The organism is Domibacillus sp. (assembly GCF_031181085.1).
GTDB lineage: Bacteria > Bacillota > Bacilli > Bacillales > Domibacillaceae > Domibacillus.
Genome location: NZ_JAPSLE010000001.1, coordinates 360346 through 377016 on the forward strand (window position 1 = coordinate 360346; position 16671 = coordinate 377016).

Annotated in this window: 18 protein-coding genes; 17 read left to right on the top strand and 1 reads right to left on the bottom strand. The window is 46.4% G+C overall.

The genetic code is table 11. The annotated features are described in order from the left end of the window. Position 1: 1 nt before the first annotated feature. From rsmB to spoVM, 8 genes are read left to right on the top strand one after another with little or no spacing between them, the layout of a single operon-like run. Entirely contained in the window at positions 2 to 1327 is a 1326-nt protein-coding gene (gene rsmB, locus RIN81_RS02000; RefSeq protein WP_309087049.1) for a 16S rRNA (cytosine(967)-C(5))-methyltransferase RsmB, read from the top strand. Further along, a complete protein-coding gene (gene rlmN, locus RIN81_RS02005; protein WP_251270294.1) occupies positions 1328 to 2407 on the top strand; it encodes a dual-specificity RNA methyltransferase RlmN in 1080 nt (359 codons plus the stop codon). A gap of 4 nt (positions 2408 to 2411) precedes the next feature. Beyond that, entirely contained in the window at positions 2412 to 3164 is a 753-nt protein-coding gene (locus RIN81_RS02010; RefSeq protein WP_242232090.1) for a Stp1/IreP family PP2C-type Ser/Thr phosphatase, read from the top strand. 5 nt (positions 3165 to 3169) lie between these two features. Then, positions 3170 to 5125 (top strand): Stk1 family PASTA domain-containing Ser/Thr kinase, encoded by a 1956-nt coding sequence (gene pknB / locus RIN81_RS02015; RefSeq protein ID WP_309087050.1) that lies wholly within the window; start codon positions 3170 to 3172, stop codon positions 5123 to 5125. Positions 5126 to 5136: 11 nt separating this feature from the next. Beyond that, entirely contained in the window at positions 5137 to 6012 is an 876-nt protein-coding gene (rsgA, locus tag RIN81_RS02020) for a ribosome small subunit-dependent GTPase A (protein ID WP_309087051.1), read from the top strand. A 4-nt stretch (positions 6013 to 6016) separates the two neighbouring features. Further along, positions 6017 to 6676, top strand: coding sequence for a ribulose-phosphate 3-epimerase (gene rpe / locus RIN81_RS02025; protein ID WP_309087052.1), 660 nt, complete (start codon positions 6017 to 6019; stop codon positions 6674 to 6676). Beyond that, complete coding sequence (locus RIN81_RS02030; protein WP_309087053.1) at positions 6673 to 7323, top strand: thiamine diphosphokinase; 651 nt, start codon at positions 6673 to 6675, stop codon at positions 7321 to 7323. Before rpe ends, RIN81_RS02030 begins: the two co-directional genes overlap by 4 nt. Continuing rightward, complete coding sequence (spoVM, locus tag RIN81_RS15735) at positions 7323 to 7406, top strand: stage V sporulation protein SpoVM (protein ID WP_050181490.1); 84 nt, start codon at positions 7323 to 7325, stop codon at positions 7404 to 7406. Before RIN81_RS02030 ends, spoVM begins: the two co-directional genes overlap by 1 nt. Positions 7407 to 7455: 49 nt before the next feature. On the opposite strand, the gene rpmB is transcribed toward spoVM, so the two are convergent. Continuing rightward, complete coding sequence (gene rpmB / locus RIN81_RS02035; RefSeq protein ID WP_045850130.1) at positions 7456 to 7644, bottom strand: 50S ribosomal protein L28; 189 nt, start codon at positions 7642 to 7644, stop codon at positions 7456 to 7458. Between the two features lie 223 nt (positions 7645 to 7867). Here rpmB and RIN81_RS02040 point away from each other — a divergent pair, with 223 nt between their 5' ends. From RIN81_RS02040 to rnc, 9 genes are all read left to right on the top strand, one after another. Next, positions 7868 to 8230: an Asp23/Gls24 family envelope stress response protein gene (locus RIN81_RS02040; RefSeq protein WP_309087054.1), complete on the top strand. Its 363-nt coding sequence runs from the start codon at positions 7868 to 7870 to the stop codon at positions 8228 to 8230. An 18-nt stretch (positions 8231 to 8248) separates the two neighbouring features. Then, a complete protein-coding gene (locus tag RIN81_RS02045) occupies positions 8249 to 9916 on the top strand; it encodes a DAK2 domain-containing protein (protein WP_309087055.1) in 1668 nt (555 codons plus the stop codon). A 59-nt stretch (positions 9917 to 9975) separates the two neighbouring features. After that, the gene (recG, locus tag RIN81_RS02050) at positions 9976 to 12033 is read left to right on the top strand and encodes an ATP-dependent DNA helicase RecG (RefSeq protein ID WP_309087056.1); all 2058 of its coding nucleotides are present in this window, start codon (positions 9976 to 9978) and stop codon (positions 12031 to 12033) included. A gap of 87 nt (positions 12034 to 12120) precedes the next feature. Further along, positions 12121 to 12711: a transcription factor FapR gene (gene fapR / locus RIN81_RS02055; RefSeq protein WP_309087057.1), complete on the top strand. Its 591-nt coding sequence runs from the start codon at positions 12121 to 12123 to the stop codon at positions 12709 to 12711. Then, the gene (plsX, locus tag RIN81_RS02060; protein ID WP_309087058.1) at positions 12695 to 13687 is read left to right on the top strand and encodes a phosphate acyltransferase PlsX; all 993 of its coding nucleotides are present in this window, start codon (positions 12695 to 12697) and stop codon (positions 13685 to 13687) included. Before fapR ends, plsX begins: the two co-directional genes overlap by 17 nt. Positions 13688 to 13695: 8 nt before the next feature. Continuing rightward, positions 13696 to 14643 (top strand): ACP S-malonyltransferase, encoded by a 948-nt coding sequence (gene fabD, locus RIN81_RS02065; protein ID WP_251270270.1) that lies wholly within the window; start codon positions 13696 to 13698, stop codon positions 14641 to 14643. Beyond that, positions 14640 to 15383, top strand: coding sequence for a 3-oxoacyl-[acyl-carrier-protein] reductase (fabG, locus tag RIN81_RS02070; protein ID WP_309087059.1), 744 nt, complete (start codon positions 14640 to 14642; stop codon positions 15381 to 15383). Before fabD ends, fabG begins: the two co-directional genes overlap by 4 nt. Positions 15384 to 15441: 58 nt before the next feature. Continuing rightward, a complete protein-coding gene (gene acpP / locus RIN81_RS02075) occupies positions 15442 to 15675 on the top strand; it encodes an acyl carrier protein (protein ID WP_251270269.1) in 234 nt (77 codons plus the stop codon). Between the two features lie 251 nt (positions 15676 to 15926). Further along, positions 15927 to 16661 (top strand): ribonuclease III, encoded by a 735-nt coding sequence (rnc, locus tag RIN81_RS02080; RefSeq protein ID WP_309087060.1) that lies wholly within the window; start codon positions 15927 to 15929, stop codon positions 16659 to 16661. The last annotated feature ends 10 nt before the right edge of the window (positions 16662 to 16671 follow it).

Sequence of the window (16671 nt, forward strand, 5' to 3'; positions counted from 1 at the left end):
TATGAAATCATTGAATGTGCGCGAAATTGCGCTCGACTTAATTGATACGGTAGAAAAAAGTGGTTCTTACAGCAATTTGATGCTGAATACGGCAATCGAAAAAAATAATTTGTCGGGCCGGGACGCAGCGCTGCTGACGGAAATCACCTATGGCACCATTCAGCGGAAGATGACGCTTGACTTCTATCTCGCTCCTTTTTTGAAAAAAAAGCCTGAGCGCTGGGTGCATAATTTACTTCGTTTATCTCTTTATCAAATGGTCTATCTTGATAAAGTACCGGAAAGGGCGGTTATTCATGAAGCAGTTGAAATTGCGAAAAAAAGGGGTCATAAAGGCATTTCCGGCATGGTCAATGGTGTGCTTCGGTCTGTCCAGCGAGAAGGTGTTCCGGATACGGCTTTCATTCAAGATGATGCAGAACGCATTTCGATTGAAACAAGCCATCCACTCTGGCTTGTGAAAAGATGGATCAAGGCATACGGGAAAGAAAAAACAGAAGCGATGTGCCGGCACAACTTAACAGCACCAGAACAGACCGTTCGTGTAAACAGTATGAAGATGACGCGTGATGAAGCCATCCAGGCCCTGGCAGAAGAGGGGTTTGAAGCAGAACCTTCTGACGTCTCTCCATATGCAGTCAGAATTTTAAAAGGAAATGCAGCACGTTCAAATCTTTTTAAAAGCGGGGCTATTTCCATTCAAGACGAAAGTTCAATGCTCGTCGCCCCTGTTTTAGGTGTGAAGCCCGGCCAGCGTGTTTTAGATATGTGTTCAGCACCGGGCGGAAAAACCGCACATCTTGCTGAACAAATGAATGGAGAAGGCTGGATTGATGCGCTGGATATTCACGCGCACAAGCTGAAACTTGTTGCTCAGAATGCCGAGCGGCTTACGCTCTCGAACATCCATGTTCAAAAGCAGGATGCCCGCAAAGCAGGAGAACTGTTTGCAGAAGAAACTTTTGATGCGATTTTAGTGGATGCTCCTTGTTCAGGGCTTGGCGTTATTCGCAGGAAACCGGACTTGAAATATGCTAAAACGGAACAGGATCTCGATAACCTGCAGCGGATTCAGCTGGCGATTTTAGATGCCGCTGTGCCGCTTTTAAAAAAGGACGGTGTCCTCGTTTACAGTACATGTACGGTCGATAGGGAAGAAAATGAAGGTACGGTGAACGCCTTTTTGGATGCTCATCCCGAATTCGAGCCTGCCCCTCTTGAGCACATCTCTATAGAAAAAGAAGCGAATATGGTTCAAGTGTTTCCAGACGATTTTGGCGGCGATGGATTTTTTATAAGTAAATTTAGAAAGAAGGAAAATAAATAAATGACAACAGCGAGAAAAAAGCAGACGGAACCGCAGAAGCCATCCATTTATTCACTGGAACTTCATGAGCTTAAAGAGTGGCTTTCAGCAAACGGGGAAAAGCCATTTCGGGCTGATCAAATTTTTGACTGGCTGTATGTAAAACGGGCGAAAACCGTGGATGATATGACCAACTTATCGAAAGAGCTGCGCACAAAGCTCGATGAGGCATTTGTGTTTACGGTGCTGAAAACAGCCATTCAGCAGGAATCCGCTGATGGTACGATTAAATTTTTATTTGAACTGCATGATGGGTATTCAATCGAAACCGTGCTGATGCGCCACGAATATGGCAACTCCATTTGTGTAACGACGCAGGTTGGCTGCCGAATCGGCTGTACGTTCTGTGCATCAACACTTGGCGGTTTAAAACGGAACCTTGAAGCTGGTGAAATTGTGGCGCAGGTTGTAAAAGTGCAGCAGGCACTCGATGAAGTAGGAGAACGGGTAAGCTCTGTCGTCATTATGGGTATCGGAGAGCCGTTCGACAATTATGAGGAAATGATGTCATTTTTACACATTATTAACCACGAAAAAGGCTTGAACATTGGAGCGCGGCACATTACCGTATCAACGAGCGGGATTGTACCGAAAATCTACAAATTTGCCGATGAAAAAACACAAATTAACTTCGCGGTATCTCTTCATGCACCAAATGATGAACTGCGCACAAAGCTTATGCCGATTAACCGTGCATACAAGCTGAAGGACTTGATGGAAGCGATTCGTTACTATACAGAAAAAACGGGCCGCCGTATCACATTTGAATACGGACTGTTCGGCGGTGAGAATGATTCAGTGGCTCATGCAGAAGAGCTTGCTGCTTTGATCAAAGGAATTAAGTGCCACGTAAACTTAATCCCGGTGAACTACGTGCCCGAGCGGGATTATGTTCGCACACCGCGCAACAAGATTTTTGAGTTTGAAAAAACATTGAAAAACAATGGTGTAAACGTAACGATTCGACGTGAGCAGGGAACGGATATTGATGCAGCATGCGGCCAGCTTCGGGCGAAAGAGCGTGCCAGCGAAACGAGGTGACAAGATGAATGCTGTGTTTGAAACAGACCGCGGACGAGTGCGCTCGCACAATGAAGATAGCGGGGGTGTTTTTCATCATAACGGCAGCTTGTGCCTGGCCGTTGTAGCAGACGGAATGGGCGGGCACAATGCGGGAGATACCGCAAGCCGGATGACCATCAGCATGTTTGAACAGCATTGGAACGAAACAGCATTGAATATTCAATCGCCGGATGAGGCCTTAAACTGGATGAAGGCGATTATACCAGTGATCAATAAAGAAATTTTATTTCATGCCCATACCCATCCAGAATGCAGCGGTATGGGAACGACACTGGTAGCGGCTCTTTGCACAGACCGGTTTTGCGCGATTGCGAGCATTGGAGACAGCCGGTGTTACCTGCAGAGTGAGGACGGCTTTTCACAAGTTACGGAAGATCACTCACTTGTGAATGAACTCGTTAAATCAGGTGAAATTACCAAGGAAGCAGCAGAGAGTCATCCGAAAAAAAATGTACTAACACGAGCTCTCGGAACAGACGAAAAGCTGTCTGTTGATTACAGAACGATCATGTTTGAAGAAGGAGATTTGCTCCTTCTTTGCTCTGATGGTTTATCAAACAAAGTGTCAGCTCTTGAAATGAGCCATATTCTGCAATCACCAGATACGCTTCATGAAAAAGCAAATACTCTGATTCGTCTGGCCAATGAAAACGGCGGAGAAGACAATATTACAGTCGCAATTCTCGAGCATTGTGCCGAACGCGAAAGCGGGTGACGGCGATGTTAATTGGCAGAAGCTTAAGCGGGCGCTATAAAATCGTCCGGGCGATTGGCGGCGGCGGAATGGCGCATGTATACCTGGCCCGCGATATGATTTTAGACCGGGATGTGGCTATTAAAGTCCTGCGGTTTGATTTTGCCGGAGAAGATGAATTTTTGCGTCGGTTTCAGCGTGAGGCCCAGGCAGCGTCAAGCCTGGCTCATCCGAATATAGTCAGTATTTACGATGTTGGGGAAGAAGATAATATTCACTTTATCGTAATGGAATATGTGGACGGAATGACGCTGAAAGAATACATTCAGCAATTTTCTCCCGTTCCGTACGAAACCGTTATTGATATCATGAGGCAGATGACTGCGGCCGTTGCATTTGCCCATCAGCATTCCATTATTCACCGTGATGTAAAACCACACAATATGCTTATTGATCGGGATGGAATTGTAAAAATGACTGACTTTGGTATTGCAATGGCGATGAGTGCAACTTCTATTACGCAGACAAATGCGGTTCTTGGGTCTGTTCATTATATTTCCCCCGAGCAGGCAAGAGGGGGAATGGCGACAAAAAAGTCTGATATTTACGCACTTGGGATTGTCATGTACGAGCTGTTAACGGGAAAGCTCCCGTTTTCGGGTGAATCGGCTGTCTCCATTGCTTTAAAGCATCTGCAGGCAGAGACTCCATCTATTAAACAACTTTATCCAGGAGTTCCGCAAAGCATTGAAAATATCGTCCTTCATGCAACAGCAAAAGATCCTTTTCACCGCTATATGAGTGCAGAAGAAATGGAACACGATTTGTCTACTGCCTTAGAGCCTTACCGCGTGCATGAGGAAAAATTTAAAATTCCGGATGATAATGATGAAATCACAAAAGCGATTCCGATTATTTCATCGAAGCCGCCGGAGCGAATCCAGCCATCTGTACCGCCTGTAGAAATCAAGCAGAAAACAGATAGTGATACAAATGCTAAGCCGCAGAAAAAGAAAAGAAAGTGGCCATGGTTTCTGCTCGTGCTCCTTATTCTGGGCGCCCTCAGCGCTGCAGCCTGGTTTATGCTGATGGTGCCGAAGCAGATAGCAGTGCCGGATATAAACGGAAGCAGTCCGGAGGCAGCTGCTGCCACTTTAATAAATGCCGGTTTTGTTGTAGGTGACTCCGATAAGGAATTCAGTGCAGATATTGAAGAAGGAAAAGTGATTCGAACGGTGCCAAAAGCGGGAACAACAGTAGAAGAAGGCAGTGAGATTGACTTGTTTGTCTCGGCCGGTAAAGAAAAAGAAGCAATGGAAGATTACACCGGGAAAACATTGGAGGAAACACTGGAATTGCTCGAAGAAGCCGGCTTTCGTAATGTTGACACCGAGCCGAAATATGACGACAGTGAAGCAGGAACGGTGCTGGAGCAAAGCCCGGATGCGGATGAGCACGTCATTCCTGAAGAAACAGACGTTGAATTAACAGTGAGCGCAGGCCTTGCCGATGTCGTGCTGACAGATCTTTCGGGCTATACGGAAAAAAGCCTGGAAGACTATGAGGATGCAAATGGCATTATCATTGATATTTCCGGAGAAGAATACTCGGATTCTGTTGCGGCGGGCCAGGTGATCAGGCAGTCGCCGCAGGCCGGAAGTGAAGTGGCGCCGGGTAGTACGGTTAAAGTCACACTTTCAAAAGGACCGGAGGAAATTCCGCCGGCAGAAGTATCAACAGAAGTGGTGATTCCATACGTGCCTGAGGTGGAAGGAGAGCCTCAAGAGGTTCAGATTTATGTAGAAGATGCTACACATAGTATGACAGAACCATATGAAAAGTTTTTAATTACAGAAGAAACGAAGCGAACACTGCAGTTTGTGATTGAGAAAGACCAAAAAGCAGGATATAAGGTGGTGCGGGATCAGGTCGTCATTATGGATGAAACGATTCCTTACCCGGAAAAAACACAATCTGAATAAGGTGGTGCTACATGCCAGAAGGCAAAATTATCAAAGCGTTAAGCGGTTTTTACTACGTGCTCGATGGAGAAGATATTATTCAATGCCGGGGCCGGGGGGTATTCCGGAAGAGAAATATTACACCGCTTGTCGGTGACTATGTAGAATATGAAGCAGAAAATGAAAAAGAAGGCTACGTTCTAACCGTTAAAGAGCGGAAAAATGATTTGGTTCGTCCGCCTGTTGCAAACATTGACCAGGCGGTCCTCGTTTTTTCAGTGATGGAACCTGCTTTCAGCACAGTGCTTCTAGACCGTTTTTTAGTTTTAATTGAATCGAAGAATATTGAACCGGTTATCTGCCTGACCAAAATGGATTTAGCTGAAGACAGAAAAACGCTCGATGAATACGTGGCCGATTATCGCAGGATTGGCTACACAGTTGTGGAAACTTCTTCAGAAACAATGGATGGCCTTCACTTACTGGAAGGCCACTTAACAGAAAAAACATCGGTATTCGCCGGACAGTCAGGCGTTGGGAAGTCTTCCCTGTTAAATGCGATCCGGCCGGATCTTGCCTTGAAAACGGATGAGATCTCCAGTTCACTGGGACGGGGCAAGCATACAACACGGCATGTGGAGCTCATTCCAGCGGCAGGCGGACTAGTCGCCGATACGCCGGGTTTTAGTTCGTTGGATTTTGAAGGAATAGAGCTGGATGAACTATCCGCGTGTTTTCCAGAAATGGCAGACCGGAGCTCCGACTGTAAATTCAGGGGCTGCCTGCATTTAAATGAGCCGAAATGCGCGGTAAAAGAAGCAGTAGCAGAAGGAGAAATCCCAAATTATCGCTATGAGCATTATTTGCAATTTATAGAGGAAATTAAAGAGAGAAAGCCGAGGTACTGACGTTATGATCAAGATTGCCCCATCTATTTTATCCGCTGACTTTGCGCGGCTTGGTGAAGAAATAAAAGATGTAGAAGCGGGTGGAGCTGACTATATTCACGTAGATGTAATGGATGGACATTTCGTGCCGAATATCACGATCGGCCCGTTGATTGTGGAAGCGATCCGGCCAGTAACAGCATTACCTCTTGATGTTCATTTGATGATCAGTAACCCTGATCAGTACATTGAGACGTTTGCGAAAGCCGGAGCCGATATTATTACGGTTCATGCTGAAGCATGTCCGCATCTGCATCGGACCATTCAGCTTATCCGCTCCTTTGGCATTAAAGCGGGAGTTGTGTTAAACCCTTCTACACCGGTCGATGTACTCGAATATGTGATCGGTGATATTGATATGGTTTTACTAATGACTGTAAACCCTGGGTTCGGAGGGCAGTCTTTCATTGAAGCCGTTGTACCGAAAATCCGCCGTGTTCGCGATATGATCACAAAAGCGGGTGTGTCGGTGGATATTGAAATAGACGGCGGTGTCAATACGGAAACGGCCCGAATTTGTATAGAGGCCGGAGCAAATGTGCTTGTTGCCGGTTCAGCGATCTATAATGAAAAGGACCGGGGTGCGGCCATCCGGGCGATCCGGGCTGCCGCGGAAAAAGCGTGATTATCCGGATCGTTGCCGGCGGTCCGGAAACGGAGCTGCCTGTGTTAAAAAGGGATCCCGCCTTAAGGGAGCAATGGATTGGTGTAGACCGTGGCGCTCTTTACTTGCTTGACCGTGGGATCACGCCGGACAAGGCCTTTGGCGACTTTGATTCCATAACGGAGAAAGAATGGCGCCGTGTGGCGGCAGAAGTCCGGAATCATGTGCAGTTTCCAGCGGAAAAAAATGAAACTGACCTTGAAATTGCCCTCAATGACGCAGCAAAGCAAAACCCAGAGATGATTTTTTTATATGGCGTAACCGGCGGCCGTCTTGATCACTTTTTCGGGGCGGTTACGCTGCTGTTAAAAAGGGAGCTTTCCTGTCCGGTTATGATCGTAGACTGTCAAAATGAACTAGCTGTTTATTCACCCGGAGAAGGAGTTATTCCTCAAAGGGAAGGATGGCCGTACGTTTCTTTTTTTGCGCTGAATGAAAGCGTAAAAGGGCTGACGCTGTCCGGCTTTAAATATCCGCTCGACAATTACACGATTCAGCCGGGTTCCTCAAGATGTGTAAGTAATGAAATCCTTGAAAAAAAGGGGGTCTTTTCGTTCCGTTCAGGCATATTAATGGTTATTAGAAGCCGTGACGGGAGGAGAAGCTAGTGAAATTTTACACATTGAAACTGCCAAAGTTTGTCGGGGGCATGATTCGGATGTTTATGTCAGCAGGGAAAAAGAAAAAATAAAAAAGCACCGGTGCCGTTTGGCGCAGGTGCTTTTTTATGAAAGGAAAAATTAAACGCGCTCAACTTTTCCAGATTTAAGTGCGCGGGCAGATACCCAAACACGTTTTGGTTTACCGTCAACAAGGATACGAACTTTTTGAAGGTTAGCGCCCCACGTACGTTTGCTTGAATTCATCGCGTGTGAGCGGTTGTTTCCAGTACGTGCTTTGCGGCCGGAAATAACACATTTTTTTGGCATTGTATTCACTCCTTACTATTCAGGATCGTTAATTGTCTACGTTTTTATATGCAAGACACTTAAATAATTTATCACAATCAATGAATGAATGCAACAGCTTTGAAGAAGTCTTTCAAGAAAAATCACTTGACAGTGAATAAGCGGCAGATCCGGCCCGTGAGTTGTGAAGTGGCAGATAAATATAGTAAAATGAGAATAGTTTGATTCGCGAGGAGGATGTTTTGTGACGATTGAATTAACGACTGAACTTGGTCAAGTTGACATTTCAAATGAAGTCATCGCGATGATCGCAGGCGGTGCGGCGGTAGATTGCTACGGTATTGTCGGTATGGCATCAAAAAATCAATTAAAAGATGGCCTGGCTGAAATGCTGCGTCGTGAAAATTTTACGCGCGGCGTTGTCGTACGCCAGGAAGAAGACCGTATTTTTATTGATATGTATATTATCGTGAGCTACGGAACGAAAATCTCCGAAGTAGCCAGCAACGTGCAGTCAAAAGTAAAATATATACTTAATCAAACCGTCGGATTATCAGTTGATTCTGTTAATATTTTTGTACAGGGTGTGCGGGTAACGAACCCGTAGTGTGAGGAGGAAATTTTTGTGGGTATAACTTCATTGGACGGATTGCGCTTTGCCAGGATGGTGCAAACAGGCGCACAGCATTTATCAGCAAATGCACAAATGGTTGACGCGCTGAATGTATTTCCCGTGCCGGATGGCGACACCGGCACGAATATGAATTTATCAATGACATCAGGAGCAAAGGAAACAGAAGCGGGCACGCAGCGCCATTTTGGGAAAACGGCAGAAGCGCTGTCGAAAGGGCTCTTAATGGGCGCGCGCGGAAACTCAGGCGTTATTTTATCTCAGCTTTTTCGGGGGTTTGCAAAAGCAGTGGCCGGCAAGCAGGAAGTATCCGCGTTTGAACTTGCTGCCGCATTTGAAGCAGGCGTTCAAACGGCATACAAAGCGGTGATGAAGCCAGTGGAAGGAACGATTTTAACGGTGGCAAAAGACGCCGCTAAAAAAGCGGTAGCCGTTTCCCAAAAAGAATCTGATATTGTCGCGGTAGTAGAAGCGCTTGTGAAAGAAGGACAGGCTTCCTTAAACCGGACACCGGAGCTTTTGCCTGTGTTAAAAGAAGTCGGCGTAGTCGACAGCGGCGGGCAGGGTCTTTTGCTTGTATACGAAGGCTTTTTCGCTGAGCTGAAGGGAGAAGCACTTCCGGCAGCGCTTTCGGACCGCCAGGACATAAAGGAGCTTGTCAGTGCGGAGCACCGTAAAAGTGTGCAGAGCTTTATGAACACAGAAGATATTGAATTTGGCTATTGTACGGAATTTATGGTCAAATTTGAAAAAGAAAAGCTCGTTAAACATCCTTTTTCTGAAGAGCGCTTCCGCGATGAATTAAGCCGATTTGGTGATTCATTGCTTGTGGTTGCTGATGATGAAATTGCCAAAGTGCATATTCATGCTGAACATCCGGGAGAAGTACTGACCGTTGGGCAGCAATACGGAAGCTTAATCAATATGAAGATTGAAAATATGCGTGAACAGCATAGTGCGATTACTGGCAGCACATCCCAGGCGTCAGCCCAGCCGGTACAGCGGGCTAAATATGGTGTTATAGCGGTTGCGATGGGAGCCGGTATTGCTGAGTTATTTACGAGTATCGGAGCAGCCGCTGTTATTGAAGGCGGTCAAACGATGAATCCGTCCACAGAAGATATTGTTAAAGCAATCCAGGAGTGCCATGCTGAGCACGTGTTTGTTCTGCCAAATAACAAAAATATTATTATGGCGGCCGAGCAGGCAGCAGATATCACGGAAACGACTGTGTCTGTTATCCCAACCAAGACCGTTCCGCAAGGTCTGGCAGCCCTCATTGCGTTTAATCCAGAAAGTGATGCAGCATGGAATAAGGACGCCATGACTGCAGCATCCACGCAGGTAAAAACCGGACAAATCACATACGCTGTTCGTGATACGACCATTGATGGCATCGATATTAAGAAAAATGACTTTATGGGACTGTCTGAAGGGAAAATTGTGGTCACGCATACAGAATCGGCATCAGCGGCGAAAGAGCTGCTGCAGTCGCTGATCGATGACGAGTCAGAAATCGTAACGGTTATTCATGGGGAAGAAGCGTCAGAAGAAACGGTTGAACAAGTAACAAGTTTTATTGAAGAAACGTACCCGGATATCGAAGTGGAAGTGCATAATGGCAGACAGCCGCTATATCCGTTTATCTTTTCGGTTGAATAAACAAAAGAGGGAGATTATTCTCTCTCTTTTTCACGTTGAAAAGGAAGGGAGGAAAAAACATGCTTGAAACAAGCCATCCGCTGAATCAGCCTGTCAGTGTGTTAAAAGGCGCAGGCAAAGAAGCGGAAGCATCTCTGGCTTCTATTGGTGTGCTTACGGTAGGGGATTTAATGGAATTTGTGCCGGCACGCTATGAAGATATGAGACTGAAAAGCCCTGAAGAAGCAGAACACGATGAAAAAGTTACGATCGAAGGTGTGATTCAAACCGAGCCTTCCATCATGTATTACGGAAAGAAAAAGTCGCGGCTGACATTTAAATTTTTGTCAGGTCCTCATTTGATTAACGTCACTTTTTTTAATCAGCCTTACTTAAAGAAAAAAGCGTCCGTCGGCGACACGGTTACCGTGACCGGAAAGTGGGACCGCCACCGCCTGGCTATTTCCGGCCAGACAATGGAGAAAGGGGCCTATGCACGCGGTACGGATTTCGAAGCGGTCTATTTACTGCGCAATGCCATTCCTCTCAAGCAGTTTCGGAAGCTTGTAAAACAGGCAATCGACTCCTTTGGTGAGTATATAGAAGAAACGCTGCCGGTTCATTTGATTCAACAATACCGGTTAATGGAAAGAAAAGAAGCGATTCGTGCCCTTCACTTTCCGGTTTCACATAAAGAGATGAAACAGGCGCGGCGGCGATTTGTATACGAGGAATTTTTCTATTTTCAGCTTAAAATGCAGGCGCTCCGAAAAACGATTCGGGAACAGTCCGGGGGGATTGTTCAAAAATATGATCTCGCTAAGCTAAAAGAACTGATTGACTCATTGCCTTTTGAATTAACAAATGCGCAGAAAAAAGCCGTAAATGAGGTATGTGCCGATATGAAATCGCCGTACCGAATGAACCGGCTGCTGCAGGGGGATGTAGGAAGCGGAAAAACCGCTGTTGCGACATTGGCGCTGTATGCTTCCGTAACAGCAGGATTTCAAGGGGCCTTAATGGTGCCGACCGAGATTTTAGCGGAGCAACATGCAAAATCACTGCATGAGATGCTGGAGCCGTTTGGCATCACAACAGCCCTATTAACCGGAACTGTAAAAGGAAAGCGCCGCAAAGCACTGCTTGCAGCACTTGAAGCAGGCGAAATTGATATTTTAATCGGGACGCATGCCCTTATTCAAGATGATGTTGTCTTTCATAAGCTTGGACTTGTCATTACGGATGAGCAGCACCGGTTCGGGGTGAATCAGCGCCGCGTGCTTCGGTCCAAGGGTGAAAATCCTAATGTCCTGTTTATGACCGCAACGCCAATTCCCAGAACACTTGCCATTACCGTTTTTGGTGAAATGGACGTCTCGATCATTAATGAAATGCCGGCTGGCCGCAAAGCAATCGAAACCTATTGGGCAAAAGAAGAAATGCTTGGCCGCGTGCTTGAATTTACAGAAAAAGAGCTGCGAAAGGGGCGGCAGGCTTATGTGATCTGCCCGCTGATTGAAGAATCGGAAAAGCTTGATTTTCAAAATGCGCTTGATGTCCATTCACAGCTGACCCAGTATTTCGGAGGAAGGTTTACAGTCGGCTTAATGCATGGGCGTCTGAGCAGTGAAGAAAAAGAAGCCGTAATGAAGGCATTCAGCGCGAATGAATGGAATGTGTTAGTCTCCACAACAGTGGTAGAAGTCGGGGTAAACGTGCCGAATGCAACGGTGATGATTATTTATGATGCAGAGCGATTCGGCTTGTCACAGCTACACCAGCTGCGTGGACGGGTAGGACGGGGATCAGAGCAGTCGTACTGCATGCTGATTGCTGATCCAAAGTCTGAAACCGGCAAAGAGCGGATGACCGCTATGACAGAAACGAACGATGGGTTTGTGCTCAGTGAAAAAGACCTGGAGCTGCGCGGGCCGGGAGATTTCTTTGGCCGCAAACAAAGCGGGCTGCCTGAATTTAAAATGGCAGATATGGTGCATGATTACCGGGCTCTTGAAACGGCGCGCGAAGATGCCAAAGAGTTAATTAATGCGCCAGATTTTTGGACCAGCCATGAATATCGACATTTGCGGAAGGTTTTAAATGATTCGGGTGTGTTTGACGGTGAAAAGCTTGATTAAGAATGCAAGTTGCCTCTTGCATTCTTTTTTTGTTATCTTTATACTGTTTTTTAGTACCTAGTCCTAATATCGGATGGTGGGATAAATATGAGACGATCAAAAAAAGAGCGTCAGGAGCGTCTAAAGCAAACAATCGGAGAAAATCCATTTGTCACCGACGAAGAACTGGCGCAGGAGTTTGGCGTAAGCGTCCAGACGATTCGGCTTGATCGGATGGAGTTATCCATTCCGGAACTGAGGGAACGCATTAAATATGTAGCGGAAAAAAATATGCAGGATGAAGTGCGTTCATTGCCGATCGAAGAAGTTATCGGCGATATTATTGATATTGAATTAGACAAAAGCGCTATTTCTATTTTTGATGTAAAAAAAGAGCATGTCTTTAAACGGAACGGCATTGCACGGGGGCATCATCTGTTTGCCCAGGCGAATTCCCTGGCCGTTGCCGTAATAAATGATGAAATGGCTCTCACAGGCAAAGCGGATATTCGTTTTATACAGCCGGTGAAAGAAAACAGCCGGGTAATCGCCAAAGCGAAGGTGATTCGATCCCAAAAGGGACGAACCATTGTAGAGGTATCCAGTTTCGTCGGCAGTGACCTCGTGTTTCGCGGAGAGTTCTCGATGTTTCGTGCACCATCTGCAGAAAAGGAGGAAATAGATGAAACTCGCAATTGACGCAATGGGCGGTGACCACGCACCGGAGCAAATCATTTTAGGTGTGAATCGGGCATTAAAGGAAATGCCGCAGCTTGAAGTAATGCTTTATGGAGATGAAGAAAAAATTCGGCCGTATTTAGAGGAGAGCAGCCGGGCGCAGGTCGTTCATGCTCCCGATGTAATTCTCGGCACAGACGAGCCGGTTCGGGCTGTGCGGCGGAAAAAACAGTCCTCACTCGTGTTAATGGCAGAGGCCGTTGCAGCTAACGAAGCGGCAGCATGTGTATCAGCAGGCAACACAGGTGCGCTTATGGCTGCAGGATTGTTTGTAATCGGCCGTATTGACGGAGTAGAACGTCCGGCACTGGCCCCGACACTTCCGACAATTGACGGCAAAGGATTTGTCATGCTTGATGCCGGCGCTAATTCGGATGCGAAACCTGAGCATCTGCTGCAGTATGCTGTAATGGGTTCGGTTTATGCAGAAAAAGTGCGGGGGATCGCTAAACCTCGTGTGGGTCTTTTAAATATCGGAACGGAAGAAAAAAAAGGGAATGATTTAACAAAAGCCGCATACAAACTATTAAGCGGAGCGGCTGATCTGAACTTTATCGGCAACATTGAATCCCGTGAACTGTTAAACGGGGCAGCGGATGTTATCGTCACAGACGGCTTTACCGGCAATATGGTTTTAAAAACTATTGAAGGCAGCGCGTTGTCTGTTTTTTCTATGTTAAAAACCGCTTTGACTGCATCTACTAAATCAAAAATCGGCGCACTGCTGCTTAAAGATGAGCTGCGCGGGTTAAAATCAAAAATGGATTACACAGAGTACGGCGGCGCCGGTTTGTTCGGCTTGAAAGCGCCGGTCATCAAAGCGCACGGTTCATCGGACGCCAACGCCTTTTATCACGCGATCGAACAAGCCTACAAAATGGCACAGGCGAATGTGCCGGCTATTATTGAATCACAAATTGCCACTGGGAAGGAATGATACCATCAATGGGAAAAATCGCATTTGTATTTCCGGGACAAGGCTCTCAAGCTGTTGGAATGGGAAAATCACTTGCTGAGGAGCATGCTTCCATCAAGGAAATGCTTCAACAAGCAGACGAGCGCCTCGGCTACTCGTTAACGGACATTATGTTTAATGGCCCAGAAGAAAAGCTGACACTTACATCAAACGCGCAGCCTGCTCTTTTAGCGCACAGTATGGCTGTTTTAAAACGATTCGAAGAAGAAGGCATTGTGCCGGACTTTACCGCTGGGCACAGCCTTGGTGAATATTCTGCCTTGGCGGCTGCAGGGGCTATTACATACGAAGACGCAGTCTGGGCTGTACATGAGCGCGGCAATTTAATGGAAGCGGCTGTACCGGCCGGAGAAGGCGCGATGGCGGCTGTGCTTGGCATGGACCGCGCGGAGCTGGAAGCAGCCGTTGCAGAAGTTGCGGCAAACGGCCACGTCGTTGCTGCTGCTAACTTCAACTGCCCTGGTCAAATTGTGATCTCAGGGGCAAAAGAAGGCGTTGAGCAGGCATCTGCTCTTTTAAAAGAAAAAGGCGCAAAAAGAGTGATTCCGCTGAATGTGAGCGGCCCATTCCATTCGCCGCTTATGGAGCCGGCTGCTGAAAAGCTGCGCACCGTGCTCGAAAAAGCCAATATTCAGTCAAGCCGCGTACCGGTTATTGCCAATGTTGATGCACAGCCAGTAACAGAGGCAGAGGCGATTAAAGAAAATCTTGTGAAACAGCTGTACTCACCTGTTTTATGGGAAGACAGCGTGCAGGCGCTGCTTGATGCAGGAGTCGATACGTTTGTTGAAATTGGTTCAGGTACTGTTTTATCCGGCTTGATTAAAAAAGTAAACCGCCGTGTCCGCACCATTGCAGTGAGCGATGAAGAATCCATTGTAAAAGCAGCGGCAGCTCTAAAGGAGGAAACACAATGAACCTGGAAGGAAAAATAGCTCTTGTCACAGGAGCTTCCCGTGGAATTGGCAAAGCGATCGCACTTGAACTTGCCCGTTTAGGAGCAGACGTGGTCGTGAACTATGCAGGAAGCGAGCAAAAAGCAAAAGAAACAGCCGATGAAATTACAGAGATGGGCCGCCGTTCTTTTATCGTACAGTGTGATATTTCTGATAGTGAAGCAGTAGGGGCGATGGTGAAAGAAACGATTGACCAGTTCGGCCGTCTTGATATTTTAGTAAACAACGCGGGAATTACACGCGATAACTTAATGATGCGCATGAAAGAGCAAGAGTGGGACGAGGTTATTAACACCAATTTAAAAGGTGTATTCCTTTGCACAAAAGCAGTTACCCGCCAAATGATGAAGCAAAAAAGCGGCCGTATTATTAACATTTCTTCGGTTGTCGGCCGAATCGGCAATGCTGGACAGGTAAATTATACAGCAGCGAAAGCAGGGGTCATTGGGTTAACGAAAGCATCGGCCCGTGAGCTTGCACCACGCGGTATTACAGTGAATGCTATTGCGCCAGGATTTATTACAACTGACATGACGGATGAACTGCCGGCAGAAGCAAAAGAGCAGCTGATCAGACAAATTCCGCTTGGCACGCTTGGCGATACAGCCGATATTGCTGCAGCGGCCGCATTTTTAGCCGGTGATGGTGCGAAATACATTACTGGCCAGGTGCTTGGTGTAGACGGCGGCATGGCAATGTAAGAAAAAGCGTGTTTTGGCAAGGTGAATCGTCTATAATACTTGAGGGGAGGTGAATATTGTGGCAGATGTATTAGAACGTGTAACGAAAATCATCGTTGATCGTCTAGGTGTAGAAGAATCACAAATCAACCTTGATGCGAAATTCAAGGAAGATCTAGGTGCGGATTCTCTAGACGTAGTTGAGCTTGTAATGGAGCTTGAAGATGAATTCGATATGGAAATTTCCGATGATGACGCGGAAAATATTACGACGGTAGGCGACGCTGTATCGTACATAAACAGCAAAAACTAATCGTCCTTAATGGCAGGCCCGGTGATGCGGGTCTGCTTTTTTCATGCTTTTATTGGATGGAAGTCCAGGAACCGCACACAGGACCGTAAGGCATTAAGCAGTCCGGGCCAAGCTTTCCCGAAAGTGAAATGCAGGATTGTTAAACGAGCACGATTCATAAACAGTGTCTTGCGCTTTAATTCTTTTTGCGCTATGCATTTTTTTCGGCTAAACTAATTTTGTGTGCACTTTAATATTGCGGAGGAACCAGAATGAAGAAAACAAATCAGGAGCAGCGATATTCAGAACGGAAAAATAAAGAATTTAAAGAATTCCAGGAAAAAATGGGCACCCATTTTCAAAATGAATCGCTCCTAAAACAGGCTTTTACCCACTCTTCTTATGTGAACGAGCACAGAAGAAAACCATATGAAGACAACGAGCGCCTGGAGTTTTTGGGCGATGCCGTATTAGAGTTGACAGTTTCGCAGTTTTTATATAAAACGTATCCCGTTATGTCAGAAGGAGAGTTAACAAAGCTTCGCGCCGCTGTTGTATGTGAGCCTTCGCTTGTTACATTTGCGAACGAGCTTGAGTTTGGCCGGCTTATTTTACTCGGAAAAGGTGAAGAAATGACAGGCGGAAGAATGCGTCCGGCTTTGCTTGCTGACGTGTTTGAAGCTTACATTGGCGCCCTTTATCTTGATCAGGGGATGGAGGCCGTCATTCCGTTTTTGGAAAAAATCGTTTTTCCGAAAATCAGTGCAGGAGCGTTTTCACATGTAATGGATTTTAAAAGCCAGCTGCAGGAATTTGTACAGCGTGAATTAAAAGGCTCCCCGTCTTACAGGATATTAGAAGAAAAAGGCCCGGCTCATAACAAAGAGTTTATTACGGAAGTATCCTTAAACGGTACAGTACTCGGCACAGGCAGCGGCCGCTCTAAAAAAGAAGCAGAGCAATTTGCAGCGCGTATGGCGCTTGAACAGGTAAAACAATCGAAGTAGGAGACAGGTG